The sequence below is a fragment of the Methylorubrum populi genome (assembly GCF_002355515.1).
Taxonomy (GTDB): Bacteria; Pseudomonadota; Alphaproteobacteria; order Rhizobiales; family Beijerinckiaceae; genus Methylobacterium; species Methylobacterium populi_A.
The window spans coordinates 1,726,727-1,753,258 of the sequence record NZ_AP014809.1; the positions used below are offsets into that span (position 1 = coordinate 1,726,727).

The following is a 26,532-nucleotide window of genomic DNA, read 5'->3' on the forward strand; positions in this document are numbered from 1 at the left end:
CCCGATCACCGCCAGTTCATTGCCAGATCCGCGCCATCGTGGCGGCGTGCTCGGCGAGCAGCGCCTCGAGGTCGAGGTCGCAGAAGGCGCCGTCGGCGATGATCGGGCGTCCGTGGATGAAGCTGTGCGAGACCCGGAACGGCCCGCACATCACCATCGCGGCGAGCGGATCGCGCTGCGTGCCGGACAGGCCGAGCTGGTCGAGCTTCACCGCGATGAGATCCGCGCTCATGCCGGGGGCGAGATGGCCGATGTCGTCCCGGCCCAGCAGCCTCGCGCCGCCGCGGGTCGCCATGACCAGGGCTTCCCGCGCCGACAGGGCGCCCGGCGTGCCGCCGAAGCCGCCGCGGCCGCCGGGGGGTTCTGAGCCGTAGCGCGCCGGCGCCACGCGCTGGAGGAGCTGCGCCAGCCGCGCTTCGAGGAAGAGGTTCGAGGTGTCGTTCGAGGCGGAGCCGTCGACGCCGAGGCCGCAGGTCATGCCGGCATCGAGCATCTCGCGGATCTTGGCGATGCCCTGGCCGCAGCGCATGTTGGCGGAAGGGCAGTGCGTCATGCCGGTCCCGGTCTCGGCGAAGCGCCGGATCTCGCCGGAATCGAGGAAGATCGCGTGGGCGAACCACACGTCCGGCCCGGTCCAGCCCACCGATTCGGCGAAGGCGGCCGGCCGCATTCCGTAGGCCTCGCGGCACCAGACCTCCTCGTCGAGATCCTCGGCGAGATGGGTGTGGAGGTGGACGCCGTGGACGCGGGCGAGCGCCGCCGCCTCCCGCATCAGGCCCGGCGTCACCGAGAAGGGCGAGCAGGGGGCCAGCACGATGCGGGTCATCGCGTATCGGGCCGGGTCGTGGTGGGCGTGGATCAGCCGCTCGGCGTCCTTGAGGATGTCCGCCTCGCGCTCGACGCAGGAATCGGGGGGCAGCCCGCCCTGGCTCTGCCCGCGCGACATCGCTCCCCGCGCCGCGTGGAAGCGCAGGCCGATCCCGCGCGCCGCCGCGATCGTGGAATCGAGCGTGACGTCGTTGGGCCGGATGTAGAGGTGGTCCGAACTCGTGGTGCAGCCCGAGGCGATCAGCTCGGCCATCGCCACCCGGGCGGAGACGCTGATCGCCGCGTCGTCGAGGCGCGCCCAGATCGGGTAGAGCGTGGACAGCCACGTGAAGAGCGGCTCGTCCTGGACCATCACCCGGGTCAGGTTCTGGTACATGTGGTGATGCGTGTTCACCATGCCGGGCATCACGAGATGGCCGGACAGGTCGATCACCCGGTCGGCGGGAGTTGCGCCGAGCTCGGCATCGGTGCCGACGGCCTCGATCACGTGGTCGCGCAGGTAGAGGGCGCCGTCGGTGATTTCGCGGCCCCCGTCGTCGAAGGTGGCGAGGTGGGCGATGTGGCGCAGGAGCAGCGTCGGCATGGTCTCAGCGCCCCTCAGCGCACGTCGCGATGGTAGGGCAGGCCGAGGGCGGCCGGGGCCGCGAACCAGCCGCGCAGGCGCCGCCACGCCACCACCGGCAGGATGATGAACGCGACGGTGCCGAGATAGGGCAGCATCGAGAGGATCGCCGGCGCTACCGGCCAGCCCCGGGCCTGACCGACGAAGCCGAGCGCCGTGATGACGCCGAAGAGCAGTGCGGCGGCCACCGCCGTCAGCGGCCTGAAGCCGGCGAAGATGACGAGGGCCACGGCGATCCAGCCGCGGCCGGCGACGACGCCCTCCGACCAGGACGGCACGAAGGCCAGCGTCAGGTAGGCTCCCGCACCGCCCGCGAGGCTCGATCCGAGGGCGACGTACCAGAACCGGATCGCCGCAACCGGGATGCCGGCGGCGTCCGCCGCGGCGGGACTCTCGCCCACCGCGCGCAGGTTCAGCCCGTGCCGGGTCCGGAACAGCAGGAGATGCAGCCCGATCGGCAGGACGATGTAGATCGCGTAGAGCAGCACGTTCTGCGAGAACAGCGCCGGCCCGAGCACCGGGATGTCGGCGAGCCCCGGGACCACGACCTGCGGGAAGACGGCGGCGGCGGGGGCGCCGGCATAGGAGCGGCCGAGCGTCGCCGCGAGCCCGGAGCCGAGGAGCGTGAGGGCGAGACCGCACAGCACCTGGTTGGCCCGCAGCAGCACGGTGGCGGCGGCGAAGACGCAGCCGAAGGCGAACCCGACGCCCAGCGCCGCGACGAATCCGAGGGCCGGGCTCGGCACCGCCGCCACGGTGGCGATACCCGTGAGCGCGCCCAGCGACATCAGCCCCTCGACGCCGAGATTGACCACGCCGACGCGCTCGGCGAGCACCTCGCCGAGCGCCGCGAGGGCGAGCACCCCGCCCGCTAGGAGCGCCGTGGACAGGATGCCGGTGATCAGATCCAAATGATCGCCTCCACGCGGGTGCCCTTAGCCCAGGATCCGGGTCCGGCGCACGGGCCGGTAATGCACGATCTCGTCGCCGACCGCCGTGAACAGCAGGATCAGGCCGGTGATGGCGAGCACGGTGCTGGTGTTCACGCCCTGCGTCTGCAGCACGATGCCGGCATTGAGGAGCGCCGCCATCAGCACGGCGCCCGCGATCACGCCGAGACAGGAGCCGCGGGCGAGCACCGCGACCATGATGCCGAGATAGCCGTAATTGTTCGAAATGCCGCCCTGCAGCCGGTGCACGGTGCCGGCGAGTTCGATGGTCCCGGCCAGCCCTGCGACCGCCCCCGAGAGCAGCATCACGGCGACGATGCGCGCCCGGACCGGGATGCCGGCATAGAGCGCCGCGCCGGGATTGGCGCCGGCGACGCGCACCTCGTAGCCGAAGCGGGTGAAAGCGAGCAGCCCGGCCGCGAGGATCGCCACCGCGATCGCGGCGGGCAAGCCCCAGTGCAGGGTATCGCCCAGCGGCGGCAGTTCGGCGGGGATGCGCGCCGTGGTCGCCAGCGCCCGGCCCGAGGGATCGCGCCAGGGGCCGGTGCAGAGCCACGCGACCAGAAGGGCGGCGACGAAGTTCAAGAGCAGCGTGGTGATGAGTTCGCTCACGCCCGCGAAGGCCCGGGCAAGCGTCGGCACCAGGATCCAGGCGGCGCCCCCGGCCGCCCCGGCGAGCGCCATCAGCGGCAGGACCCAGGCGTCGTCGCCGCCGGCATGGAGGCCGACCGCGGTCGCGGCCAGCGCGCCGGCGTTGAACTGGCCCTCGCCGCCGATGTTCCACAGGCCGATGCGCTGGGTCAGCGCCACCGCGATCCCGGTGAGGATCAGCGGCGTGACGAGCAGGCCGAGATCCTCCAGCCCCGCGACGGATCCGAAGGCGGAGCCGATCACCTCGGCGCCGAGGCGCGCGGGCGCGAGGCCGGCGAGCGACAGGACCGCCGCGACGCAGGCGAGCGCCGCCAGGATCGCCCCGACCCGTCCGGCCAGGGCGGCGCCGGCCGGGACGGTCGGAACCCTCTGGAACCGCCAGCTCATGCCCGCGCCCCCCGGCCACCCATCATCAGTCCCAGCGTCTCGACGTCCGCCTCGGCGGCGGGCATCACACCCATGATCCGTCCCTCGAACAGCACCGCCACCCGGTCGGCGAGCGCGAGGATCTCCTCCAGCTCCTCGGAGAAGAGCAGCACCGCCCTGCCCCGGTCGCGCAGCTCCGCGAGGTAGGAGAGCAGGGTGTCGATGGCGCCGACATCGAGCCCCCGGCTCGGATAGGCGGCGACCAGGACCCGCTCGGCGACGCGGATCTCGCGGCGGGCGACGAGGCGCTGCTGGTTCCCGCCCGACAGGTTGCGGATGGGCATGCCGAAATCCGGCACCGCGACGGCGGCGTCGGCGGCGATGGTCCGGGCGAGGCGCGCCGCCGCCCAGGGCCGGAACAGGCCGCCGCCGCCGACGCGCGGGCCGGCATATTCCCGCAGCACCGCGTTGTCGGCGACGCTGAGGTCGGGGGCGAGGCCGCTGCGCAGGCGATCCTCCGGGATATGGCCGATGCCGGCGGCCGCGAAGGCCGCCGCATCCGTCCGGGCCACAGGCCGGCCGTCGATCCGGACCGCCCCCCCCGCGACCCGGCGCATGCCGGTGACGACCTGGCTCAGCTCGCGCTGCCCGTTGCCGGCGACCCCCGCAATGCCCAGGATCTCGCCGCCATGCAGGGCGAGGGTGACGTCGCGCAGCGCCACGAGGCCGCGGTCGTCCCGCGCGCAGACCCGATCGAGTTCGAGCACCGGAGCCGCCGAGACCGGCGTGCCGGCCGCCCGCGGACGCGCCCTGCGCAGGGTGATGTCGTGGCCGACCATCAGGGCGGCGAGGCCGCGCTCGTCCGCGCCCGCGGCGGGGCGCGTCGCCACCTTCCGGCCCCCGCGCAGCACGCTGATCCGGTCGGCGATGGCGACGACCTCGTCGAGCTTGTGGCTGATGAAGATCACCGCGTTTCCGGAGGCGCGGAACGCCCGCAGGGCCGCAAACAGATCTCGCGCCTCCGCCGGCGTCAGCACGGCGGTCGGCTCGTCGAGGATCAGGAGGCGGGCGTCGCGGGCCAGAACCCGGAGGATCTCGACCCGCTGCTGCTCGCCGGCCGAGAGGTCGCCGACGACCGCGTCCGGCCGCACCGCGAGGTTGAAGCGCGCGGCGAGCGCCCGCGTGCGCGCTTCGAGCGCCGCCGCCGAGGCGCGCCAGGGCGTGCGCGACCAGCCGAGATGGATGTTCTCGGCCACCGTGAAGGCCGGCACCAGCTTGAAGTGCTGGTGCACCATGCCGGTCCCGGCACGGATCGCCGCCTGCGGCGAGGGCAGCGCGCGGGCGTAGCCGTCGAGGATGATCGTGCCGGCATCGGGCTGGTAGATGCCGGTGAGGATGTTCATCAGGGTCGACTTGCCGGCCCCGTTCTCGCCGAGCAGGGCGTGGATCTCCCCTGGCATCACCGTGAGATCGACCGCGTCGTTGGCGAGCACGCCCGGAAACGCCTTGGTGATCCCCTGCAACTCGACGAGGGCGGGGGTGCCGGGCGGGATTGCGGGTGCGGCGCCCGCGCCCGTCCCGGGTGGGAACGCGAGCGGCACCCCCATCAGGCGCCGAGGCCCGTCACGCCCTCGATCGACCAGTCCCAGTTGTAGAGGTCGAGATCGCTCATGGTCTTGCCCGCCGCGACCCGGACCTTGCTCTGGCTGTCCCGGATCTCGCCGACGAACGGCGTGTACCCGCCGAGGATCTTTTCGCGCACGGCGTCGGCCTGCTTTGCGACGGCCTCGGGCACGGTCCGGCCCCAGGCGTCGCGGTCGACGCCGCCGCCCATCGGCAGGAGCGTGGTGCCCGGCGTCCATGTGCCGGCGATGCGCCGGCCCACCTGATCGACGTAGTACTTGCGCGAATCCACCACGATCGAGCTGACATAGGCGTCGGGCCCGAAGCGGCGCATGTCGGTGTTCCACATCGCCGCCTTGAGGCCGCGCTGCTGCGCCACCTGAAGGTAGCCGGCCTCGTCCATGATGCCGAAGAGGAAGTCGCAGCCGTTGTTGGCGAGCGCGACGCCGGCCTGGGTCGCGGCCTGCGGATCGAACCAGGAATTGATCGTGATGACCTGCACGGTCGCCTCGGGCTTCACCGTGCGCGCGCCCATCAGGAAGGCGTTGGTCGAGGAGAAGCACGAGGGCACCGGGAAGGAGGCGACGTAGCCGAGCTTGCCCGTCTTGCTCATCAGGCCGGCCGCGACGCCGAGCACGTAGGTCGGGTACCAGTGCGCGAAGTAGTACCAGCCGAGATTGTCCGCCGTGGTGCGGCCGTCGCATTCGAGGAAGCCGACCTTCCGCGAGCGCTTGGCGACGTCGGAGAAGAAGTCGCCGTAATTCGAGGTGGCGAAGACGAGGTTGGCGCCGTTCGAGACGAATTGCCGGAAGGTGCGCGCGGCGTCGGCGGAATAGGGGATCGACTCGACGAACAGGGTCTTGGCCTGCGGGAAAGCGGCCTGCACCGCCTTCATTCCCTGGTCGTGACTCCAGGTCCAGCCCTCGTCGGTCACCGGGCCGACATGTCCGAAGGCGATCACCGCATCCTTCTCGGGAACCGCCGGCAGCGGCGCCTGGGCCCGGGCCGGGCACAGTCCGGGCGGCAGGATCAGGCCGGCACCGAGACCGGCTCCAAGGCCGATTCCGAGGCCGAGCAGATGGCGGCGGCTCGGCAGGGCGGCATCGCGCATGTCATCGCTCACGGCACTGGCTCCCTCTCGGATCGCCGCCCGAATCCGGGTGGCGGGAGTGACCGCAGCCTCTCCGGCAGAACGTCCGGCGGAGGGCGTCGGCAAGAACGCGGCAAGATCCGACGCGGCAAGATCCGGCGCGGCAAGAACCATGCCTCGACGGGGGCCGCTCCGACCGCCGCATCGGCCAAGCGTGACCGCGCCGATCTGTCCCGGATAGCCGCCAATTTCCGACCACCCCGGTGCGTCCAGCGCAACAACGCCAGGGCGTAGGATCGCGGGTTTGCGCGGACTTGCGCGAAGAACTGATGAAGCCTTAAGCAAGGCTTCGAGGTGGCGCGAAACGAGGCATCGCGAGCCGGGAGGGCACGACCATGGGCGGTGCAGCCGTCATGACCTTCACCGGACGGTTCCGGCCCGCGAGCTTCCGGGCCTTCGCGGAGGATCGCGCCCGCCTCCTCGCCTTGGACGCGGCCTGGGGCGAGGCGGCGCCCGACCGAATCGTCGTCGCCGTCGCGGGCCAGCGCGACTTCATCGATGCGTTCGAGATGGCCTGCAGCCTCGGGCCCATGGATTGCCTCGTCCACGAGATCGAGCGGCGCGAAACGGATTCGGCCGGGATCGCCACCTTCGAGCGGGAACATGTCGATGGATGAGCCGGACGGTTGGTACGCGGTCGCGCTGGGCGCCGATATCGAGCCCTCGACCTCGGCGGGAACGCGCCTGTTCGGCCACGAACTCGTGGTCTGGCGCGACGCCGCCGGCGCCGTGCATGTCTGGGAGGATCGCTGCCCGCATCGCGGCATGCGCCTGAGCTTCGGCTTCGTGCGCGGCGATCACATCGCCTGCCTCTATCACGGCTGGCGCTACGACGCCGCCGGCCAGTGCCGCTTCATCCCGGCCCACCCGGATCTCGCGGTGAGCCCGATGATCCGGACGCGGACCTTTCCGTGTCGGGAGCGGGCCGGGCTGATCTGGGTCCGCTGGGGAAGCCCGGCCGACGACGCCCCGGAGGCCGCGCCCGACGAGGCCGCCCCCGTCTCGCCCCTGCGCAGCCTCTACCTCGACGCGCCGGCCGCGCGCCTCGCGGCGGCGCTCGGCGGCGCCGGGTCCGATGGGCTCGCCCGCCTCGATCTCGCCGGATCGCCCGTCCTCGTCGCGGTGCAGCCGCTCGCCGCGGAGGCGAGCGCGGCACACATCGTGGTTCCGGCCGCGCCCGAAGCGCCAACAGCCGATCTCGCCCGCCTCGCCGCCGCCTGCATCGCCCTGCGCCGGACCATCGAGGGAGCCGCGCCGTGAGCCTTCGCCTCTACGACTACGAACTCGACGAGAACGGCTACAAGGTCCGGCTCGCGCTGGGGGCGCTCGGGCTCGACTGCGAGACCGTGGCGGTCGACATGGTCCCGGGCGCCGAGCAGACCCGCTCCCCGCTGATCGATCTGAACCCCCTCGGCACGCTCCCGATCCTCGTCGATGGCGGCACGGTGCTGCGGGAGGCCGAGGCGATCCTCGCCTATCTGGCGCGCCGCTACGATCCCGCCGGGACGTGGCTGCCGCAGGAGCCGGCGGCCTTCGGCGAAACCCTGATGTGGCTCGCCTTCGCCACGCGCGAATTGCACGCGGCGAGCCTCGCGCGGCGCGCGGCCCTGTTCGACCATCCGGGCGACGGGCCGGAGCTGGAGAGCCGGTCGCGGGCGGCGTTCCGAGCCATGGAGGACCATATCGTCCTGCGCGGGCTCTCGGGCGCGGGCTGGTTCGCCGGCACGGGCCTGACCATCGCCGATCTCGCCCTGTTCCCGGCCTTCGCCCTCAGCCGGGACTTCGGGATCGACCACGAGGCCTATCCGGGCCTGCGCCGCTGGAGCCGCCGCGTCCGCGGCCTGCCGGGCTTCCGCACCATGCCCGGCATTCCCGACTATCACTGACGGCCGGACAGGACGCCCTTGGACCCGCACCGCCTCGGCCTCGTCTCGACGCGGCTGCACTACTTCCAGCTCGTCGCCCGCGCGGGCTCGATCCGGCAGGTCGCCCGCGCGCTCAACGTCGCGCCCTCGTCGATCAGCCGTGTGATCGTCCAGCTCGAGGAGGATCTCGGCACCAAACTGTTCGAGCGCGCCCGGCAGCGCCTGCGCCTCACCAGCGCGGGCGAACTCCTGCTCTACCGGGCGCGGCTGAGCCTGGGCGAGCTCAGCCGGGCCTGCACCGAGGTCGGCGAGTTGCAGGGCCTGCACCGCGGCACCGTCACCGTCGCCCTGGTCGAGAGCGTCGCCCGCGGCCTGTTCCCGGCGGTGATGGGAGCGTTCTGGGAGCGGCATCCGGGGATCGCGGTCGATGTCCAGGTGATGCGATCGACGGAGGCGGCCGCGGCGATCGCGGACGGCGAGTGCGAGATCGCCCTCGGCTTCGACCTGCGCGCCCCGCGGGGGGCGCAGCGCCTCGCGGCGGCCCTGGTCTCGATCGGCGCGCTGATGCATCCGGCGCACCCGCTCGCGGGCCGTCAGGCCCTGCGGATGTTCGATCTGGCCCAAGAGGCGGTCATCCTCTCGGATACGAGCCTGACCCTCGGCGCCACGATCGAGGAAGCCCTGGCCGACGCCTCCGCCCATGTGGGGCGGCGTGTCACCACCAACTCCGTCGGGACGATGGTGGCGCTGGCGAGCGCGGGCGCCGGGATCTCGCTCCAGGCCCGGCTCGGCGTCGAGGCCGAGATCGCCGAGGGCCGCCTCGTCTTCGTGCCCCTGCGCGATCCGAAGCTGCGCCCGCGTCGGCTCGTGCTCGTGGCGCGCAACCGCGACCGGCTCTCGGACGCGGGCGCGGCGCTCGCGGCGATGCTGGCCCGTGCCGTCGAGGCCCAGAGCCAGGCCTGATGGAGGCCTGATGCGGACCCGATCCGGGCGTGAGCCGAGCTGTTGCGTGGAGCGCACCGGACTGAGCGAAAAACGGCGGCTATTCAGGACATCGTCGGGCGTCGATCCTGCGATCCATGATGGAGCCCGACACCCCATGACGCCTGGAGCCGTCGACGCCGTGATCCGCGGCCTGAAGCGGGCGGGCGTCTCGATCGTCTGCTACCTGCCGGATTCCCTGTTCAAGGAGCTCTACCCGGCCCTGGACGCGGATCCGGACCTGCGCACCATCCCGGTCACCAATGAGGGCGAGGGCGCGGCGATCTGCGGCGGCGTCTTCCTGTCGGGCAAGCGCGCCGTGCTGGTGATGGAGAATTCCGGCCTGCGCGCCTCGGTCGAGCCGCTCGCCCGCATGGGCCTCGGCGCCGGCATCCCGGTGGTGATGCTGATGAGCTACCGGGGCGATCTCGGCGAGAACAACTGGTGGGCGATCCCGCACGGCATCACCATGGAGCCGGTGCTGCAGGCCCTGCGCATCCCCTACCGGGTGGTGCGCGAGGAGGCTGCCATCGAGACGGCCATCGCGGACGCCTACGCCTCGGCCTACGCCTCCTACTACCACGCGGCGGTGGCGCTGGGCGGGAGCATCGTACGATGAGCGCGGATGGCGATGCGACGGCCCGGCCGATGACCCGCTACGCCTGCATGCAGCGCCTCGCGGCCCGCCTGCGGGACGAGCTCGTGATCCTGTCCCTCGGGGGCAGCGTGGACGAGTGGTACAACGCGGCGCCGCACATGCGCGCCGCCAGCCTGTTCCAGCAGCAGCTCGGCTGCGTCACGCCCCAGGCCTTCGGCCTCGCCGCCGGGCTGCCGCACCGGCGCATCGTCTCCCTCGACACCGACGGGGGGCTGCTGTTCAACCTCGGCATCCTCGCCACCCTGGGCAACGAGCGGCCGAGAAACCTCTTCGTCGTCGTCTGGGACAACCAGTGCTACCAGTCGATCGGCGGCCCGCCCACGCACACCGCCAAGGGCCGTGTCGACCTCGCGGCGATCGCCCGCGGCGCCGGCCTCGAACACGCCTACACGGTGCACGACCTCGACAGCTTCGAGCGGCACTGCGCCGAAGGGCTTGCGGCCGAGGCTCCCTATCTCGTCGTTGCCAAGGTCGCGGGCACCGTCCAGCCCGGCATCCGGCGCAAACACAGCGACGGGCGCGAGGACAAGTACATCTTCGTGCGCCACGTGGAGGCGAGCGAGGGCGTCACCATCATGGGCCCGAGCGAGCACAACTGAGATGCTGCGCGACGCCGCCGACGCCCTGGAGGCCGCCTACGACGTGATCGTGGCCGGGGCGGGCACCGGCGGATGCGTCGTCGCGGGCCGGCTCGCGGCGGCGGGGCTGTCCGTGCTGCTGGTGGAAGCCGGGCCGCCGGACACCGCCGACCCCGCCATCGCCGATGCCGGGGCCTGGGTCGGGCTCCTCGGTGGTCCCTGCGACTGGGGCTACGCCTACGCGCCCGCCCCCGAGGTGGCCGGCCGCGCCATCGCGATCCCGCGCGGGCGGGTGCTCGGCGGGTCGAGCAGCATCAACGCCATGCTGTGGAACCGGGGCCACCCCTCCGACTACGACGGCTGGGCGGCCGCCGGAGCGACGGGCTGGGATTTCGCGTCCGTGCTCCCGTACTTCCGCCGGGCGGAGGATTGGGAAGGCGGCGAGACGCCCCTGCGCGGGGCGGGCGGTCCGCTGCGCATCGAGACCTCGCACGATCCCCACCCCGTCGCGCGCGCCCTGCTCGCGGCCGCGGCCGAACGCGGCATGCCGGTGCTGGCCGATGCCAACGGGCCGAACGATGCCGGGGCGGCGCTCGCCAACCTGAACAAGCGCGGGGCCCGGCGCTGGAGCGTGGTCGACGGCTATATCCGGCCGCTCGCGGGCGACCCGAAGCTGACGATTCTCACCGGCGCGACGGTCCTCGGCCTCCTGGTCTCCGGCTCCGTCTGCTCCGGCCTGCGGCTCGGCCTCGAGCGCGGGATCGCCGAGGTGCGGGCCCGCCGCGAGGTGGTGCTGACATTGGGCGCGATCGGCACGCCTGCGCTGCTGATGCGCTCCGGCATCGGCGCTCCGGCCGACCTCGCCCGCCTCGGCATCGCCCCGCGCCACGCGCTGCCGGGCGTCGGGCAGAACCTCCAGGACCATCCCCTGCTGATGGGGATCAACTTCTCCGCCCGCGCGCCGCTGGGGCCGGTGCGCGACAACGGCGGCGGGGCGCAGCTCAACTGGCGCAGCCGGCCGGGCCTGCGCGCGCCGGACCTCCACGCCTTCGTGGTCCAGGGGCCCCATGCCGGCCCCGAGATCGCCGCAACCGCCGACCTGTCCGGTCCGGTCTTCGCCGTCTCGCCGGGGCTGATGGGCTCGACCAGTGTCGGCAGCCTGCGCCTGGAGAGCGCCGAGCCGGACGGCCCGATCACGCTGCGGCCGAATTTCCTGGCCGAGCCCGCCGACCGCGCGGCGCTGGCCGGCGCCGTCGACACGATCCTCGACCTCGCCGACACGGCCGCCTTCCGCGACCTCGGCGCCGTGCCGCTGACCCCGGCCCGAAGACTCGGCCGATCCGAGGCGGACGCCTTCGTGGCCCGGGCCTGCTCCACCTTCTTCCACACCTGCGGCACCTGCGCGATGGGCACGGGCCCGGCCGCCGTGGTCGATCCGGCCCTGAACCTGCATGGCGTGGCCGGCCTGCGTATCGCCGACGCCTCGGTGATCCCGACGATCCCGACCGGCAACACGCAGGCCGCCGTGGTGATGATCGCCGAGCGCGCCGCCGACCTGATCCGGAATGCCGCAGGATGAGCCCGACATGAGCCAAGAGCCCATCAGCCAAGACCGGATCCTCGCCGCCGACCTCGTCGTGACGATGGACCCGGACAACCGCGTCCTCACCGACGGCGCCGTCCTGATCCAGGGGAGCCGGATCGGCGCGGTCGGCCCCCGCGAGGCGATCGCCGCCGCGAATCCGGGCGCGGCCGTCGTGCGTCTGCCCGACCGGCTGCTGATGCCGGGCCTCGTCAACGCGCACATGCATTCGGGCTTCCTGCGCGGCACCGCCGAGCATCTCCCGGTCTGGGACTGGCTGCGGCTGCACATCAACCCGATGCACCGGCTGCTGCGCCCCGAGGAGGCGGAGGCCGCCTCCTGGCTCTGCTACGCCGAGGGGCTTCTCTCCGGCAGCACGACGATGCTCGACATGTGGCGCTTCATGGAGGGCAGCGCGCGGGCCGCCGAGACCCTGGGCAACCGCCTCGTCTGCGTGCCCTATGTCGGCGAGCATCCCGACTACGACTATTTCGACCGCCTCGACGACAACGAGAGGCTGATCGAGAGCCGGCACGGCAGCGCGAACGGGCGCATCAGCGTCTGGGTCGGGCTGGAGCACCTGTTCTACGCCGACGAGGCTGGGCAGCGGCGCGCCATCGAGATGGCCCAGCGCCACCGCACCGGCTTCCACACCCATTGCAGCGAGGCCGAAGTCGAGGTCGCCGAGTTCGAGCAGCGCTACGGCTGCCGGGCGATGTTCGCCCTCGACCGGCTCGGCTTCTTCGAGACGCCGCACGCGCTCATCGCCCACGCGGTCTGGCTCGACGCCGCCGAGATCGAGCTGATCGCCGCCCGCGGCGTCGCGGTGGCGCACAACCCCGTCAGCAACATGAAGCTGGCGAGCGGCATCGCGCCGGTCGAGGCGATGCTGAAGGCCGGCGTCGCGGTCGGTCTCGGCACCGACGGCGAGAAGGAGAACAACAACCTCGACGTGTTCGAGGAGATGAAGGCCGCCTCGCTGCTCGGCAAGCTCAAGACCCTCGACGCGGCGGCCCTCGATTCCTGGGAGGCGCTGCGGATGGGAACGATCCTGGGCGCGAAGGCGCTCGGACTCGACCGTGAGATCGGCTCCCTCGAACCGGGCAAGCGCGCCGACCTGATCGCGATCCGCACCGACACGCCGCGGATGACGCCGCTCTTCGGCGACGGCCCCTGGTTCAACCTCCAGCACAACCTCGTCCACGCGGTGCGGGGCTCGGATGTCGACGTGACCATGGTCGACGGCGTCGTGGTCGTCGAGGACGGCCGCCTCAAGACCGCCGACCTGCGCGCCCTGATCGACCATGTCCGCGGCCTCGCGCCGGGCCTGTTCGAGCGCCGCGCGGCGTGGCTCGCCGAGAACGAGACCGGCTCCGTCCAGTGGACCGGGCCCGGCCGATGAAGACCGACGACCGGGTGGCCCTCGACGAATGGTACGCCGTCGAGACCGCGACGGCCGTGACCGCGGCCCCCGTCGTCACGCGCCTCCTCGGCCAGGACATCGTCTGCGACCGGCTGCCGGACGGGTCGCCGCGGGTGCGCGAGCGCCTGGCCGATGGGTTCGGGCCGCCGCTTCCGGTGCGCGAGCGCTACGGCTGCCTCTGGACCACCCTCGGGCACCCGAACCGCGACGTGGTCGCGATCACCGAAGCCGACGAGGCGGACCGCCGCCACGTCCCCTGCGGCTGGGTGAAGATGCGCACCTCCGGCCCGCGCGTGGTCGAGAACTTCCTCGACATGGCCCATTTCCCCTTCGTCCACACCGACATCCTCGGCGCCGAGCCGAACACCGAGGTGCCGGCCTACGCCTCCGAGATCCGCCGCGACGTCGACGAGGTCTGGGCGACGAATTGCAGCTTCTTCCAGCCCCGCATCGCCGCGACCGAGACGGAGGGCGATTTCGTCCGCCTGACCTACCGCGTGCCCTCGCCCTTCGTGGTGATGCTCTACCGGGTCTGCCCGAGCGCTCCCGACCGCCTCGACGCCATCGCCCTGTTCATTCAGCCGATGGAGGAGGAGCTGTGCCGGGCCCAGCCCGTGATGTACCTCGTGGATTCCTGCTCGACCCACACGGCGCTGCTGAACTTCGAGCAGGTGATCTTCCTGCAGGACCGCATCATCGTCGAGAACCAGCGCCCCCTGAGGCTGCCGCTGGAGCCCCGTCACGAGATCCCGACGCGGGCCGACAAGTCCTCCGTGGTCTACCGGCGCTGGCTCAAGGAGAAGGGGCTGCGCTTCGGCACGGTGGGGCACGGATGAGGCGCCCCGCTGAAGCCCGCCCCTGGCGCACCGGACGCGCCGGGGGATGGGGACCGGCCGGAAAGGTTCGGGCATGAGCGGGCGGGCCCTGCGCGTCCTGCGGCCGCGCGAGGCCGGCGAGGCGCTCGCCGCCCTGTCGCGGCACGGCGGGGAGGCCCGGCTCGCCGCCGGCGCCACCGCGCTCCAGCTCGACTGGGCGGCGGGGGCGGAGCGTCCGGACCTTCTCGTCGACCTTTCCGGCTTGCCGGAACTGCGCGGCGTCGAGGCCGTGGGCGGCAATCTTCGGATCGGCGCCGCCACTCCGCTCGCGGAGATCGAGGCGGACGCGACCGTCGCGCGGCTCGCCCCGCTCCTCGGCCGGGCGGTGCGGACCGTCGCCGCCCCGGCGGTGCGCAGCCTGGCGAGCCTCGGCGGCAACGTGGCGGGGCGGACGGGCTGCTGCCTGCCCGCCCTGCTCGCCCTCGACGCGGCCCTGGAGATCCTGACGGCGGCGGGCCGGGAGCGGGTGGCGCTCGCCGACTGGCTCGGGCGGGCCGCGGAGTCGGCGAGCCTCCTCCTCGCCGTCACGCTCCCGCCGCAGCCGGAGGGGGCGCCCACGACGCTGCGGAAGGTGGGCCTGCGGGCGGCCTTCAGCCCGAGCGTCATCGGCGTTGCGGGCCTGCTCTCCCTCGATCACGGCGTCATCGGCGCGGCCCGCCTCGCGGCCGGGGGGGGGCCGGTGCGCCCGCAGCGTCTGCCCCGATCCGAGGCTCTCCTCGCCGGCCGCCCGCCGGCCGCCGTCGACTGGGCCGGCCTCCACGCCGCGCTCTTGGCCGAGATCGACGCGCCGGACGACAGCCTGCGCAGTGCCCGCTACCGGCGTCTGGCGGCGGCCAACGCCCTCGTCGCCGGCCTCGGCGGGGCCGGCATGCTTCCTGGCGCGGAAGGCCGCTCCGGAGCGCTTCCTCGTTACCGGCCCGTCGGCACCGGTGCCCCGGCCGGCGAGCGTGTGGTCTCGCGCGCGGCCGATCCGGCGGGATGGCACCGGCGGCCGGACATCGCCGACAAGGTTCACGGCCGGCTCGCCTATCTCACCGATGCGCGGGCGCCGGGGATGCTCGTCGGCCGCATCCTGCGCGCCGGCCGGCCGCATGCCCGCATCCTCTCGATCGACACCGCGGAGGCGGAGGTCCTGCCGGGGGTCGCCGCCGTGGTGACCCACCGCGACGTGCCGGGACTCAACGCCTACGGGATCATGGTGCAGGATCAGCCCGCCCTCTGCGGCGAGCGCGTGCGCTATGTCGGCGACGCGGTGGCGGCGGTGGCCGCCGTGGACGAGGCCACCGCCGAGGCCGCCCTCGCCCTGATCCGCGTCGCCTACGCGCCGCTGCCGGTCCTCGACAGCCCGGAGGCGGCGCTCGCCCCCGGCGCGCCGCCGCTCCATCCGGAGGGCAATCTGCGCCGCGAGGTCCGTGTCGCGCGGGGAGACATTGAGTCGGCCTTCGCGGCCTGCGCCCACGTGGTCGAGGACACCTACGTGACGCCGCGGCAGATGCACGGCTTCCTCGAGACCGAGGGCGGCTGGGCGATGATGGAAGCCGACGGCTCGCTCACGATCCGCGTCGGCGGCCAGCACGGCGCCCGCGACCGGCTGCAGATCGCCCGCATCCTCGGCTGGCCGGAAGCGCGGGTCCGGGTCGTCACCAGTCCCACCGGCGGCGCCTTCGGCGGCAAGGACGAGTTGACCGTGCAGCCGGCCCTCGCGCTGCTCGCGGTGAAGACCGGGCGGGCGGTGCGCCTCCATCTCGGCCGGTCGGAATCGGTGGCGGCGGGGATCAAGCGCAACCCGATGCGGATCCGCATGCGCACCGGCTGCGATGCCGAGGGCCGCCTGCTCGCCGTCTCCGTGGAGCTGACCGCGGATGGCGGCGCCTACGCCTCCCTGAGCCCCGCGGTGATCGAGACGGCGCTGGAGCATTGCTGCGGCCCCTACATCGTCCCGAACGTCGCGGGGGTCGCGCGGCTCGTGGCGACCAACAACGGCACCTGCGGCGCGTTCCGCGGCTTCGGCGCCAACGAGATGACCTACGCGATCGAGTGCCAGATGGGACGCCTCGCGCAGGCCGTGGGCTGCGATCCCGTCACGCTCCGCCGCCGCAACCTGCGGGCGCCGGGCAGTCCCGGCTTCTTCGGCCAGACGGTGGGACCGAGCGAGCGCCTCGCCGAGATGCTCGACGCCGCCGCGGCGAGCCCGCTCTGGTCGGCCGGGCAAGGACAAGGACAAGGACAAGAGTCGGAGCCGGCGGCGGTCGGCGTTGGACTGGCGCTCAACTATCAGGGCAACGGCCTCGGCTCGCTGCCGGAGGATCGCGCCGCCGTCGAGCTGCGGCTCGCGGCCGACGGTGCGATCGAGGCGCTCTACGGCCTCGACGAGATCGGCCAGGGGCTCCAGGCGGCGATCCGCAGCGCCGTCGCCGCGCGCCTCGGGGTGGACCGCGCCGAGATCCGTCCGGTGATCGGCGATACCGGGCGCACTCCGGATTCCGGCTCCACCACGGCGTCGCGCGGCACCTTCGTGGTCTGGGAGGGGGCCCGGCGCGCCGCGCCCGCCTTCGCCCGCGCCCTGCTCGACGCGGCGGCGCAGCGCCTCGGCAGGCGGCCGCAGGGCGAGGCGCCGGACGGCTCGGGATCGGCCGATCTGGCCCTCGGCCCCGGCGGCATCCGCGAGGCGCGCTCGAACAGCGGGCGCCCGCTCCTCGGCTTCGCCGAACTCGCCGCCGGCCTTCCGCCCGAGGCCCTGCCGCGCTCCCGCGCCGCCTTCGACTTTCCCAAGGCCGACTACGTGGCGGGCAATGCCCGCTACCTCTTCGCCTTCGGCGCGACCCTGGCCCGCGTCGCCGTGGACCGCGTGACGGGGGAAGTTCGCGTACTCGACCTCCATCAGCACACCGCCGCCGGCCCGGTGCTCGATGCCGCCGCCTATCTCGGCCAGATCGAGGGCGGGGGCGTGCAGGGGCTCGGCTTCTCCCTCACCGAGGATGCGCGAATGGAGGCCGGACGCTACGCGGTCTCGAACCTCGACGGCTACCTGATGCCCACCATCGCCGACGCGCCGGAGCGCAGCCGCGTCCTCGCCCTGGAGGATCTCGATCCGGACGATCCCTACGGCCCGCGCGGAATCGGCGAACTCGGCATCGGCGCGGTGACCCCGGCCATCGCGGCGGCGGTGGCCGACGCCGTCGGCCACTGGCCCGGCGCCGCGCCGTTCTCGCCCGAGACCCTCCTGCGGGCGCTCTGCGACGGAGCGGCGGCGTGAGCGCGCCGCGCTTCCGCCTGAACGGGCGCGACGGCGTCCTCCCCGGCGATGCCGCCCGCAGCCTCCTCGACATCCTGCGCGAGGATCACGGGCTCACCGCGGCGAAGCCCGGATGCCGGATCGGGCGCTGCGGCGCCTGCACGGTCCTGATGGACGGGCGGCCCATCAACGCCTGCCTCGTCATGGCCTATCGCCTGGAGGGGACCGAGATCCTGACCGCGGACCATCCCGAGGCGGGCCCGGCGGTGGCGATCGTGCGCGCGGCCCTCATCGACGAGAACGCCTTCCAGTGCGGCTACTGCGCCCCGGGCTTCGTCCTCGCGCTGGCCGCCCTGCTGAACCGCGCGCCGGAGGCCGGCGAGGCGGAGATCCGGGCGGCGCTGACCGGCAATCTCTGCCGCTGCACGGGATATGCCTCGATCCTGCGCGGGGCGCTGGCCGCGCGGGACCGGCTGCGCGCCGCGCGCGGGGCCACCGGGGCGGAGCCGGGCCCGTCCGGGTCTCAGCTGCCGCGATAGGTGCTGTAGCCGTAGGGGGAGATCAGGAGCGGCACGTGGAGATGAGCGGGGGCGTCCCGGCCCTCCGGCGCGATCCGGAAGCGCACGGGCACGATGTCGAGAAAGGAGGGAGCGCCATCGGCGCTGCCGCCGGCGGCGAAGTAGGCGCCGACCTCGAAGGCGATCTCGTAGGTGCCGGGCTCCATCGCGCGTCCCGAGAGGAGGGGCGCGTCGCAGCGGCCGTCGGCATTGGTCGCGACCGTCTTGAGACGCGTGCGGGTTTCGCCCTCGATGCGCAGGAGATGAAGGGTCAGACCCGCCGCCGGGCGTCCGGTGGAGGTATCGAGCACGTGGGTCGTGAGCCGCTTGGCATCCGGCGGTGCGGCGGGTGTTGCGACGGCCATGGGATGCGGGTTCCTCCTGGGGAGCCGCCGGGCGACAGCAGCGGCCCTAAGGTCGCGCTTCGCCGGCCGCGCAACCCTTGCAGATCGGGTCCCGCGCACCAACCCGGATTTTCGCCAGGATTTTCGGGAGCAGCTTTCGAAAAGTCCGACAGATCGCGGAACGGCGCAGCGCTATCGTGGCGCCTTCGCGATGGGCCGAAACGAGCCGAAACGATCCGCGCGCCTGCGCGGCAGACCCGGGGTCATCGATGCACACCTCCCGCGACTTGATCGGATACGGCCGCGACGTTCCGCAGGCGGACTGGCCCGGCGGCGCCCGGATCGCCGTGCAGATCGTGCTCAATTACGAGGAGGGGGGCGAGAACTGCATCCTGCACGGGGATGCGGCCTCCGAGGCGTTCCTGTCCGAAATCGTCGGCGCCGCACCCTGGCCGGGCCAGCGCCACATGAACATGGAATCGCTCTACGAGTACGGCGCCCGCGCCGGCTTCTGGCGGCTGTGGCGCCTGTTCACGCAGCGCGCCGTGCCGGTCACCGTGTTCGGCGTCGCCACCGCGCTCGCGCGCAACCCCGACGCCGTCGCCGCGATGCGGGAGGCGGCCTGGGAGATCGCGAGCCACGGCCTCAAATGGATCGATTACCGCGACATGCCGCGCGCGGAGGAGGCGGCGCAGATGGATGCGGCGATCCGCCTGCACGAGGAGGTGACCGGCGAGCGCCCCCTCGGCTGGTACACCGGCCGCTCCTCCGTCAACACGCTGGAACTCGGCCTGGAACGGGGCTTCGCCTATCTCGCCGATTCCTACGCCGACGACCTGCCCTACTGGCTGTACGGCCGGGCCGGAACCGGCCTCGTGGTGCCCTACACCCTCGATGCCAACGACATGCGCTTCGCCACAGCGCAGGGCTTCAACACCGGCGAGCACTTCTTCGCCTACCTGCGCGACAGCTTCGACGCGCTCTACGCGGAGGGCGCCACGGCGCCGAAGATGATGTCGGTGGGGCTCCACTGCCGGCTGGTCGGCCGGCCCGGCCGCATCGCCGCGCTCGCGCGCTTCCTCGACCACGTCGCCGCCCATGACGGCGTCTGGCTGGCGCGCCGCATCGACATCGCCCGGCACTGGGCGGCGCGGCACCCGGCCGAAGCCTTACGCCCGAGCAGCATGAGCGCGGCGCAGTTCCTCACCCGCTTCGGCGACATCTTCGAGGACACGCCGGAGATCGCGCTCCGGGCGTGGCAGGCTGGCCTCACCGCCCGCGAGGACAGCGCGGAGGGGCTCCATGCCGCCCTCGTCGGCGCCCTGCGCGGCCTGCCCGCCGAGCGCCAGCGCGCCCTCATCCGCGCCCATCCCGAACTCGCCGGACGGCTCGCCCAGGCCGGGCAGCTGACGCAGGCCTCCACCGCCGAGCAGGGCAGCGCCGGCCTCGGCGCGCTCTCGGCCGAGGAACTGGCGCGGTTCGAGCGGCTGAACGCGGCCTATCGCGCGCGCTTCGACCTGCCCTTCGTCATGGCGATCAAGGGCAGCGGCCGCGAGGCGATCCTGGCGGCGTTCGAGGCGCGGCTGCGCAATGATCCCGAGCAGGAATTCCAGGAGGCGCTGCGCCAGATCGAGCGGATCGCGTGGCTGCGGCTGAAGGACCGCCTGCCGTCGGCGGGTTGATCCCGCGCGGGCCTCCCGGCGCTCGCCCCTAACGCGCCAGGCGCCGGCCGATCAAGTCGAGCCCGGCGCCGACATGGGCGCGCAGGGCCTCGGTCGTCATCTCGACGAAGGTCTTGGCACGGTTGGGCAGCATCTTTCGCGACGGATAGACCACGCCGAGGGTCACCGGGAGCGGCGGCGTCCGCGGCAGGACCGGCACGAGGCGGCCGTCGGCGAGATAGGGCGCCACCTCGAAGACGGGCTTGAGGACGATGCCCAGCCCCTGAATCGCCCATTCGGTCAGCACGTCGCCGTCATCCGCGTCGATGCGCCCGGACACGGGCAGCGTCACGACCTCGTCGCCGTCGCGCAAGCTCCAGCGGAATTGCTCGGAGCCGGGAAACCGCAGCAGCAGGCAGGAATGATCGATGAGCTCGGCCGGGCTCCCGGGGGCGGGATGCTCGGCGAGATAGTCCGGTGAGGCGCACAGGATCCGCTCGATCTCGGCGACCTTGCGCAGGGTGAAGGTCGAGTCGCGCATCTGCGCCAGCCGGACCGCCACGTCGACCGCCTCCTGCACGAGGTCGAGCAGGTGATCGGAGAGCCGGAGGTGGACATCCGTCTCCGGATGGCGCTCGCGGAAGGCGGGGATCAGCGGCGCCACAACGCGCCGGCCCAGGGCCAGGGGGGCGGTGACCTTCAGCGTCCCGCGCGGCGCGGCGCCCTGGGTCTCGACGCTCTTCTCCGCCCGCTCCACGGAGGCGGCGATGTCGAGGCAGCGGTCGTAGAAGACGCGGCCGGCCTCCGTCAGGTTCATCCGCCGCGTCGTGCGGGTGAGCAGCAGGCAGCCGAGATGCTCCTCCAGCGTCTGGATGCGGTAGCTGATCACTGAGGGCGACAGGCGCAGCGCGCGGCCGGCGGCCGAGAAGCTGCCGGTCTCCGCCGCGCGCATGAAGATGCGGATACTCTCCAGCGACAGCATCCCCCTCCGCACCCCGCACGGTCGCCGAAACGATCTTCGATCTCGCGAAATTTTCGAAAACTGGCAAGGAATTTGATGGGCATACAAGCCCGCCCGCAGCGGTAGGATCGCGGCCGGACAGGAGAGGAAGAGGCGGTGGAGAGCTTCGTCTGGGAATGGGGGAGCATGCTGCTGCGCTGGCTCCACATCGTTGCTGCGATGGCCTGGATCGGCTCGTCGTTCTTCTTCATGCATCTCGACGCCTCGCTGAAGCGGACGCCGGACATCCCGGCCGGCGAAGGCGCCGCGGCCTGGCAGGTGCATGGCGGCGGCTTCTACGAGATGCGCAAGTATTTCGTCGCGCCGGAGCACCTCTCCCCGGACCTCACCTGGCACAAATGGCAGGCCTATACGACGTGGCTGTCGGGCTTCGTGCTGCTGGCCTGGATCTACTACGCGCAGTCGCGGCTCTACCTCGTCGACCCGGCGGTGATGGACCTGTCGGCCCCGGTCGCGGCGGCGCTCGGCGTCGGGGCGCTGGCGCTCGGCTGGGTGGTCTACGACCGCATCTGCCGCTCAAGGCTCGGGGCGAGCGAGACGGGCCTCGCGGCGATCGGCCTGCTGGCCATCACGCTCGCCGCCTTCGGCTTCTCGCAGGTGTTCAGCGGCCGCGGCGCCCTGATCCATACCGGCGCCCTGATGGCGACGTGGATGGCCGGCAACGTCTTCTTCATCATCATCCCGAACCAGCGCAAGGTCGTCGCCGCGCTCATGAAGGGGGAGCGGCCGGATCCGAGCCTCGGCAAGCAAGCCAAGCAGCGCTCGGCGCAGAACAACTACCTGACCCTGCCGGTCGTGCTGATGATGATCGCCAACCACTACCCGATGCTGTTCGCGTCGAAGGCGGCGATCCCGCTCATCGTCGCGCTCGTCACCGCCTCGGGTGCGGTGATCCGCTTCTTCTACAACGTGCGCCATGCCGACCACGCCCGCTCGCCGTGGTGGGCCTGGGCCGCGGCCTCGGCCGGGCTGGCCGCCGCCTTCGTCCTCGCGGTCGCCGGAAGTGCCGGGGGCCGCGCGGTGCTGGGCCTGCCGGTCGCCGCCCTGGCCTCGGCCGGTCACGGGGGCGCCGCGCCGCCGGACCACGTCGTCGAACTCGTCGCCGGGCGCTGCGCCATGTGCCACGCGGCCGAACCGATCTGGGACGGGATCGGCGTCGCGCCGAAGGGCGTTCGTCTCGACACCGCCGAGGCCATTGGCCGTCAGGCCGAGGCGATCCGGCGGCAGGTCGTGCTGACGCACAACATGCCGCCCAACAACGTGACCGAGATGACCGACGCGGAGCGCGGCGTGATCGCGGCCTGGCTGGCGGACGCCGCGCACTGAGATCTCCGTCCGACCCCGTGACACCGGAAACCCTCGCAATGACCGCTTCCCCCTACAATCCGCCCTGCGGCGGGCTGCCGCCCCAGACGGCGCTGATGACGGGCCGGGCCGTGTTCACAGAGGCCTACGCCGTCATTCCGAAGGGGGTGATGCGCGACATCGTCACGAGCGTGCTGCCGTTCTGGGAGGGGACGCGGGCCTGGATGCTGTCGCGGCCCCTGTCGGGCTTCTCCGAGACCTTCGCGCAGTACCTGATGGAGGTCGCGCCCGGCGGCGGCAGCGAGCGGCCGGAGCCCGACCCCCGCGCCGAGGGCGTGCTGTTCGTGGTCGGCGGCCGCCTCCGCCTCGTCCTCGACGGACAGGCGCATGCCCTGCGCCCCGGAAGCTACGTCTACCTGCCGCCGGAGGCGGCCTGGAGCCTGCGCGGCGAGGGAGACGAGCCAGCGCGCTTCCACTGGATCCGCAAGGCCTACCAGCGCGTCGAGGGCATCGCCTGCCCGCCGGCCCTCGTCACCCACGAATCCGAGATCGCCCCGGCGGCGATGCCCGACACGGACGGCGCCTGGGCCACCACCCGCTTCGTCCCGCCCGACGACCTGCGCCACGACATGCACGTCAACATCGTCACACTTCGGCCCGGAGGGGTCATCCCGTTCGAGGAGACGCATGTGATGGAGCACGGCCTATTCGTGCTGGAGGGGAAGGCGGTCTACCGGCTCAACCGCGACTGGGTCGAGGTCGAGGCCGGCGACTTCCTGTGGCTGCGCGCCTTCTGCCCGCAGGCCTGCTACGCCGGCGGCCCCGGCCCCTTCCGCTACCTGCTCTACAAGGACGTGAACCGCCACGCGGCGCTCGCGCCGTTCGGGGCGTCCCGGTGAGCGACCGGCAGATCCCCGTCGAGCCGCTGACTCAGGCAGCCTTCGCGCCGTTCGGCACGCTCATCGACAGGGCGGGCGTCGCCCCGCGGCCGATGAACGCCGGCAAGGCTCGCCGCTTCCACGACCTCGCGCAGGTGGCCGTCGCGGGCGTGGGCGGACGGGTGGTGATCGGCGCCGTCGAGGCCGATCCCTACACGCTGCCGCTCCGCTTGAGCCTCGTCGAGCGCCACCCGCTCGGCGCCCAGGCCTTCATTCCCCTCGACGCCGCGCCCTTCCTCGTCGTCGTCTGCCCGGACGAGGGCGGCACGCCCGGACGGCCGCGGGCCTTTCTCACCGCTCCCGGCCAGGGCGTCTGCTACGCGCCCGGCACCTGGCACGGCGTTCTGACGCCGCTCGACCGGCCGCAGGATTTCTGGGTGATCGACCGGGACGGCCCCGGGGTGAACCTGGAGGAGCATCGCTTCGGCGAGCCCTGGATCATTTCGTTCGCGTGACGGTCTTCGATCGTCCGGCAGGGCCGGTCGCGGCGCCGGCGATTGGTGGCGCGCGCGGGATCGGATAGGTGATCCGGGAGCCGCGCGAGGAGCGGCGAGGGATCGGGAGGCGCGGGCGTGGTCGGAAGCGGGATCGGGGCCCCTGCGCGCCGGCAGCGGCGCGACGGCGCCCTGCGCCGGGAAGCCGTGCTCGATGCCGGGCTGGAGGTCTTCTCGACCGTCGGCCTGCACGGCGCCAGCCTCGACCAGATCGCCCTGCGCGCCGGGCTCTCGAAGACGAACCTGCTCTATTACTTCCGCACCAAGGAAGACCTCTACGTCGCCGTGCTGCGGCGCGTGCTCGATGTCTGGCTCGACCCGCTCCACGCGCTCGACGCGGAATCCGAGCCGGCCGAGGCGCTCCGGCGCTACATCCGCTCGAAGATCACCCTGTCCCGGGACGCGCCGCGGGCCTCGCGGCTGTTCTGCCTCGAGATCGTCCAGGGCGCGCCGCTGCTGCGCGCCGAAATCGAAGGGCCCCTGCGGGCCCTGGTCGAGGCCAAGGCCGCGGTGCTGCGCGGCTGGATCGCGGACGGGCGCATCGCCCCGCACGATCCTCGCCACCTCGTCTTCGCGATCTGGGCGGTGACCCAGCACTACGCCGACTTCGCGGTGCAGGTGGAGGCCATCACCGGGCGCGACCTTAGCGACAAGGCCTTCTTCGAGCAGACGGTGGAGAGCACCCAGAGGCTGATCCTGGCGAGCCTCGGACTGGCCTGATCGGACTGGCCTGATTCGCGCCGCCCCCGCGCCGAGACCCGAAGCGAACCGAGCGAAACCGCATCGGCCGTGAGCAGAGTCGGCCCGCCCCGCGGGCATCGCGCGGAGAGTTTGTGCAAACGGTCAAATATCGGCTCTCAAAGTTTGACCAAATGGTCTGACTTGCTACCGTCCAGTTGTCGCCGGCTCTTCCAAGTTCCGGCCGAACGAGCGAGCGGGGGTTTGTCATGACCCAGGCCGAAGATCAGGCCATGAATGTCGGTGTCTTCATCCCGATCGGAAACAACGGCTGGCTCCTGTCGGAGAACGCGCCGCAGTACCTTCCGAGTTTCGAGCTCAACAAGCAGATCACCCTCAAGGCGGAGAAGTACGGTCTCGACTTCGCGCTCTCGATGATCAAGCTGCGCGGCTTCGGCGGCAAGACCGAGTTCTGGGACCACAACCTCGAATCCTTCACGCTGATGGCCGGGCTCGCGGCGGTCACGAGCCGGATCAAGCTCTACGCCACGGCGCCGACCCTTTGCCTGCCACCGGCGATCGTCGCGCGCATGGCCTCCACCATCGACTCGATCTCGAACGGCCGCTTCGGCATCAATCTCGTCACCGGCTGGCAGCGGCCGGAATACTCCCAGATGGGACTGTGGCCCGGCGACGAGTATTTCGGGCGCCGCTACGAGTATCTTTCCGAATACGCGCAGGTGCTGCGCGATCTGTGGGAGACCGGAAGCAGCGACCTCAAGGGCGAATTCTTCCAGATGGAGGATTGCCGCCTGAGCCCGCGCCCGCAGGCGGAGATGAAGATCATCTGCGCCGGCCAGAGCGCCGCCGGCATGGCCTTCACCGCGACCCATGCCGACTACAATTTCTGCTTCGGCAAGGGGATCAACACGCCGACGGCCTTCGCCCCGACCGTGGAGCGCCTGGAGGAGGCCAAGGCGAAGACCGGCCGCGACGTGTCCTCCTACGTCCTGTTCATGGTCATCAGCGACGAGACCGACGAGGCCGCCCGCGCCAAGTGGGAGCACTACAAGGCCGGCGCCGACGAGGCGGCGATCGCGTGGCTCGGCCTCCAGGGCGCGGCCGACACCAAGTCCGGCGCCGACACCAACATCCGCCAGATGGCTGACCCAACCTCGGCGGTGAACATCAACATGGGCACCCTGGTCGGCTCCCACGCCACCGTCGCCGCCCTGCTCGACGAGGTGGTGACGGTGCCGGGCACCGGCGGCGTCCTGCTGGTCTTCGACGACTTCCTGAAGGGCCTCGACGATTTCGGCACGCGGATCCAGCCGCTGATGCGCTCGCGCCGGCACGTCGCGGGGGAAACGCTGGCGGAGGTGGCGTGATGGAGGCCGAGGCCCCCGCGGGCTACCGCGACTCGTCCGGCCGCCGCGGCGCGGTCACGCTGCCGGCGCGCCCCGAGCCGATCGCCTTCGACGCGGACACCACCGCGCTGATCGTCGTCGACATGCAGAACGCCTACGCGACCAAGGGCGGCTATCTCGATCTCGCCGGCTTCGACGTCTCGCAGACCGGACCGGTGATCAAGCGGATCGCCCGGGCCGTGGCGGCGGCCCGCGCGGCGGGCCTCCTTGTGATCTGGTTCCAGAACGGCTGGGACCCGGACTACGTCGAGGCCGGGGGGCCGGGCTCGCCGAACTGGCACAAGTCGAACGCGCTCAAGACCATGCGCCGCCGGCCGGAGATGAACCAGCGGCTGCTCGCCAAGGGCACCTGGGACTACGCGCTGGTCGATGCGCTGAGGCCGGAGCCCGGCGACATCGTCCTGGCCAAGCCGCGCTACAGCGGCTTCTACAACACGCCGCTGGACAGCATGCTGCGGGCCCGCGGCATCCGCACCCTGGTCTTCACCGGCATCGCCACGAATGTCTGCGTGGAATCGACCCTGCGGGACGGCTACCACCGCGAGTATTTCGGAATCGTGCTCGCCGACGCCACCCATCAGGCCGGCCCGCCCGCCCTGCAGGAGGGCGCGCTCCTCAACATCGAGACCTTCTTCGGCTGGGTGTCGGACGTCGCCGCCTTCGAGGCCGCGCTTCACTCCGACGAGGCCCGCCGCATCCCCGCCTGACCGGAGACTGCCC

The 26,532-nt window shown here is 72.4% G+C and carries 25 protein-coding genes; 18 read left to right on the forward strand and 7 right to left on the reverse strand.

Going from position 1 to position 26,532, the window contains the following annotated elements; genetic code table 11:
- Positions 1-16 precede the first annotated feature (16 nt).
- Genes MPPM_RS07920 through MPPM_RS07940 form a run of 5 tightly spaced genes read right to left on the reverse strand, consistent with a single transcriptional unit; the run spans position 17 to position 6,151 of the window.
- Positions 17-1,411: an 8-oxoguanine deaminase gene (locus MPPM_RS07920; protein ID WP_096484584.1), complete on the reverse strand. Its 1,395-nt coding sequence runs from the start codon at positions 1,409-1,411 to the stop codon at positions 17-19.
- Between the two features lie 14 nt (positions 1,412-1,425).
- The gene (locus MPPM_RS07925; RefSeq protein WP_096484585.1) at positions 1,426-2,361 is read right to left on the reverse strand and encodes an ABC transporter permease; all 936 of its coding nucleotides are present in this window, start codon (positions 2,359-2,361) and stop codon (positions 1,426-1,428) included.
- A 24-nt stretch (positions 2,362-2,385) separates the two neighbouring features.
- On the reverse strand, positions 2,386-3,438 hold the full coding sequence (locus MPPM_RS07930; protein WP_017484962.1) for an ABC transporter permease: 1,053 nt from the start codon (positions 3,436-3,438) through the stop codon (positions 2,386-2,388).
- Positions 3,435-5,024: an ABC transporter ATP-binding protein gene (locus MPPM_RS07935; protein WP_096484586.1), complete on the reverse strand. Its 1,590-nt coding sequence runs from the start codon at positions 5,022-5,024 to the stop codon at positions 3,435-3,437. Before MPPM_RS07935 ends, MPPM_RS07930 begins: the two co-directional genes overlap by 4 nt.
- Positions 5,024-6,151 carry a BMP family ABC transporter substrate-binding protein gene (locus MPPM_RS07940; protein ID WP_096484587.1) on the reverse strand — a complete coding sequence of 376 codons (1,128 nt, stop codon included), beginning with the start codon at positions 6,149-6,151 and terminating at the stop codon, positions 5,024-5,026. Before MPPM_RS07940 ends, MPPM_RS07935 begins: the two co-directional genes overlap by 1 nt.
- Before the next feature lie 374 nt (positions 6,152-6,525).
- Here MPPM_RS07940 and MPPM_RS07945 point away from each other — a divergent pair, with 374 nt between their 5' ends.
- The 11 genes from MPPM_RS07945 to MPPM_RS07995 all read left to right on the forward strand — a co-directional run bounded on the left by MPPM_RS07945 (position 6,526) and on the right by MPPM_RS07995 (position 17,926).
- Positions 6,526-6,807 (forward strand): hypothetical protein, encoded by a 282-nt coding sequence (locus tag MPPM_RS07945; protein WP_096484588.1) that lies wholly within the window; start codon positions 6,526-6,528, stop codon positions 6,805-6,807.
- Positions 6,800-7,450 (forward strand): Rieske 2Fe-2S domain-containing protein, encoded by a 651-nt coding sequence (locus MPPM_RS07950; RefSeq protein ID WP_017484966.1) that lies wholly within the window; start codon positions 6,800-6,802, stop codon positions 7,448-7,450. Before MPPM_RS07945 ends, MPPM_RS07950 begins: the two co-directional genes overlap by 8 nt.
- Positions 7,447-8,076, forward strand: a complete 630-nt coding sequence (locus MPPM_RS07955) for a glutathione S-transferase family protein (RefSeq protein ID WP_096484589.1) — start codon at positions 7,447-7,449, stop codon at positions 8,074-8,076. Before MPPM_RS07950 ends, MPPM_RS07955 begins: the two co-directional genes overlap by 4 nt.
- Positions 8,077-8,094: 18 nt before the next feature.
- On the forward strand, positions 8,095-9,018 hold the full coding sequence (locus MPPM_RS07960) for a LysR family transcriptional regulator (protein ID WP_096484590.1): 924 nt from the start codon (positions 8,095-8,097) through the stop codon (positions 9,016-9,018).
- A 136-nt stretch (positions 9,019-9,154) separates the two neighbouring features.
- A complete protein-coding gene (locus MPPM_RS07965; RefSeq protein WP_017484969.1) occupies positions 9,155-9,655 on the forward strand; it encodes a thiamine pyrophosphate-binding protein in 501 nt (166 codons plus the stop codon).
- The gene (locus tag MPPM_RS07970) at positions 9,652-10,293 is read left to right on the forward strand and encodes a thiamine pyrophosphate-dependent enzyme (protein ID WP_096484591.1); all 642 of its coding nucleotides are present in this window, start codon (positions 9,652-9,654) and stop codon (positions 10,291-10,293) included. Before MPPM_RS07965 ends, MPPM_RS07970 begins: the two co-directional genes overlap by 4 nt.
- 1 nt (position 10,294) lies before the next feature.
- Complete coding sequence (locus MPPM_RS07975; protein WP_096484592.1) at positions 10,295-11,851, forward strand: GMC family oxidoreductase; 1,557 nt, start codon at positions 10,295-10,297, stop codon at positions 11,849-11,851.
- A gap of 7 nt (positions 11,852-11,858) precedes the next feature.
- A complete protein-coding gene (locus MPPM_RS07980) occupies positions 11,859-13,256 on the forward strand; it encodes an amidohydrolase family protein (protein WP_244573513.1) in 1,398 nt (465 codons plus the stop codon).
- On the forward strand, positions 13,253-14,113 hold the full coding sequence (locus MPPM_RS07985; RefSeq protein WP_026105594.1) for an aromatic ring-hydroxylating oxygenase subunit alpha: 861 nt from the start codon (positions 13,253-13,255) through the stop codon (positions 14,111-14,113). Before MPPM_RS07980 ends, MPPM_RS07985 begins: the two co-directional genes overlap by 4 nt.
- A gap of 73 nt (positions 14,114-14,186) precedes the next feature.
- On the forward strand, positions 14,187-17,408 hold the full coding sequence (locus tag MPPM_RS07990; protein WP_096484593.1) for a molybdopterin cofactor-binding domain-containing protein: 3,222 nt from the start codon (positions 14,187-14,189) through the stop codon (positions 17,406-17,408).
- Entirely contained in the window at positions 17,405-17,926 is a 522-nt protein-coding gene (locus tag MPPM_RS07995; protein WP_096484594.1) for a (2Fe-2S)-binding protein, read from the forward strand. The genes MPPM_RS07990 and MPPM_RS07995 overlap by 4 nt, the downstream gene beginning before the upstream one ends.
- Here MPPM_RS07995 and uraH read toward each other — a convergent pair.
- Positions 17,911-18,309 (reverse strand): hydroxyisourate hydrolase, encoded by a 399-nt coding sequence (gene uraH / locus MPPM_RS08000; protein WP_017484975.1) that lies wholly within the window; start codon positions 18,307-18,309, stop codon positions 17,911-17,913. The two genes, MPPM_RS07995 and uraH, sit on opposite strands and share 16 nt — an antisense overlap.
- 248 nt (positions 18,310-18,557) lie before the next feature.
- Here uraH and puuE point away from each other — a divergent pair, with 248 nt between their 5' ends.
- Positions 18,558-19,970 carry an allantoinase PuuE gene (gene puuE, locus MPPM_RS08005; protein ID WP_096484595.1) on the forward strand — a complete coding sequence of 471 codons (1,413 nt, stop codon included), beginning with the start codon at positions 18,558-18,560 and terminating at the stop codon, positions 19,968-19,970.
- 28 nt (positions 19,971-19,998) lie between these two features.
- Here puuE and MPPM_RS08010 read toward each other — a convergent pair whose 3' ends face one another.
- Positions 19,999-20,931: a LysR family transcriptional regulator gene (locus tag MPPM_RS08010; RefSeq protein WP_096484596.1), complete on the reverse strand. Its 933-nt coding sequence runs from the start codon at positions 20,929-20,931 to the stop codon at positions 19,999-20,001.
- Between the two features lie 135 nt (positions 20,932-21,066).
- Here MPPM_RS08010 and MPPM_RS08015 point away from each other — a divergent pair, with 135 nt between their 5' ends.
- The 6 genes from MPPM_RS08015 (at position 21,067) to rutB (ending at position 26,519) form a co-directional block, all read left to right on the forward strand.
- Entirely contained in the window at positions 21,067-22,296 is a 1,230-nt protein-coding gene (locus MPPM_RS08015) for a urate hydroxylase PuuD (protein ID WP_096484597.1), read from the forward strand.
- A gap of 38 nt (positions 22,297-22,334) precedes the next feature.
- Entirely contained in the window at positions 22,335-23,174 is an 840-nt protein-coding gene (locus MPPM_RS08020) for a bifunctional allantoicase/(S)-ureidoglycine aminohydrolase (protein WP_096484598.1), read from the forward strand.
- Complete coding sequence (locus MPPM_RS08025) at positions 23,171-23,668, forward strand: ureidoglycolate lyase (RefSeq protein WP_096484599.1); 498 nt, start codon at positions 23,171-23,173, stop codon at positions 23,666-23,668. The genes MPPM_RS08020 and MPPM_RS08025 overlap by 4 nt, the downstream gene beginning before the upstream one ends.
- Before the next feature lie 117 nt (positions 23,669-23,785).
- Entirely contained in the window at positions 23,786-24,427 is a 642-nt protein-coding gene (gene rutR, locus MPPM_RS08030; protein WP_096484600.1) for an HTH-type transcriptional regulator RutR, read from the forward strand.
- A gap of 251 nt (positions 24,428-24,678) precedes the next feature.
- Positions 24,679-25,773: a pyrimidine utilization protein A gene (gene rutA / locus MPPM_RS08035; protein WP_096487777.1), complete on the forward strand. Its 1,095-nt coding sequence runs from the start codon at positions 24,679-24,681 to the stop codon at positions 25,771-25,773.
- The gene (rutB, locus tag MPPM_RS08040) at positions 25,773-26,519 is read left to right on the forward strand and encodes a pyrimidine utilization protein B (protein WP_096484601.1); all 747 of its coding nucleotides are present in this window, start codon (positions 25,773-25,775) and stop codon (positions 26,517-26,519) included. Before rutA ends, rutB begins: the two co-directional genes overlap by 1 nt.
- Positions 26,520-26,532: the final 13 nt, after the last annotated feature.

Excerpts from the sequence above, each read along its gene's own strand:
- MPPM_RS07930 (WP_017484962.1), bottom strand. The coding sequence starts at position 3,438 with ATGAGCTGGCGGTTCCAGAGGGTTCCGACCGTCCCGGCCGGCGCCGCC.
- MPPM_RS07940 (WP_096484587.1), bottom strand. The coding sequence starts at position 6,151 with ATGCGCGATGCCGCCCTGCCGAGCCGCCGCCATCTGCTCGGCCTCGGA.
- MPPM_RS07920 (WP_096484584.1), bottom strand. The coding sequence starts at position 1,411 with ATGCCGACGCTGCTCCTGCGCCACATCGCCCACCTCGCCACCTTCGAC.
- uraH (WP_017484975.1), bottom strand. The coding sequence starts at position 18,309 with ATGGCCGTCGCAACACCCGCCGCACCGCCGGATGCCAAGCGGCTCACG.
- MPPM_RS07935 (WP_096484586.1), bottom strand. The coding sequence starts at position 5,024 with ATGGGGGTGCCGCTCGCGTTCCCACCCGGGACGGGCGCGGGCGCCGCA.
- MPPM_RS07980 (WP_244573513.1), top strand. The coding sequence starts at position 11,859 with ATGAGCCAAGAGCCCATCAGCCAAGACCGGATCCTCGCCGCCGACCTC.
- rutB (WP_096484601.1), top strand. The coding sequence starts at position 25,773 with ATGGAGGCCGAGGCCCCCGCGGGCTACCGCGACTCGTCCGGCCGCCGC.
- puuE (WP_096484595.1), top strand. The coding sequence starts at position 18,558 with ATGCACACCTCCCGCGACTTGATCGGATACGGCCGCGACGTTCCGCAG.
- MPPM_RS07975 (WP_096484592.1), top strand. The coding sequence starts at position 10,295 with ATGCTGCGCGACGCCGCCGACGCCCTGGAGGCCGCCTACGACGTGATC.
- MPPM_RS07970 (WP_096484591.1), top strand. The coding sequence starts at position 9,652 with ATGAGCGCGGATGGCGATGCGACGGCCCGGCCGATGACCCGCTACGCC.
- rutA (WP_096487777.1), top strand. The coding sequence starts at position 24,679 with ATGAATGTCGGTGTCTTCATCCCGATCGGAAACAACGGCTGGCTCCTG.
- MPPM_RS07990 (WP_096484593.1), top strand. The coding sequence starts at position 14,187 with ATGAGCGGGCGGGCCCTGCGCGTCCTGCGGCCGCGCGAGGCCGGCGAG.
- MPPM_RS08010 (WP_096484596.1), bottom strand. The coding sequence starts at position 20,931 with ATGCTGTCGCTGGAGAGTATCCGCATCTTCATGCGCGCGGCGGAGACC.
- MPPM_RS08020 (WP_096484598.1), top strand. The coding sequence starts at position 22,335 with ATGACCGCTTCCCCCTACAATCCGCCCTGCGGCGGGCTGCCGCCCCAG.
- MPPM_RS07950 (WP_017484966.1), top strand. The coding sequence starts at position 6,800 with ATGGATGAGCCGGACGGTTGGTACGCGGTCGCGCTGGGCGCCGATATC.
- MPPM_RS07985 (WP_026105594.1), top strand. The coding sequence starts at position 13,253 with ATGAAGACCGACGACCGGGTGGCCCTCGACGAATGGTACGCCGTCGAG.
- MPPM_RS07945 (WP_096484588.1), top strand. The coding sequence starts at position 6,526 with ATGGGCGGTGCAGCCGTCATGACCTTCACCGGACGGTTCCGGCCCGCG.
- MPPM_RS07965 (WP_017484969.1), top strand. The coding sequence starts at position 9,155 with ATGACGCCTGGAGCCGTCGACGCCGTGATCCGCGGCCTGAAGCGGGCG.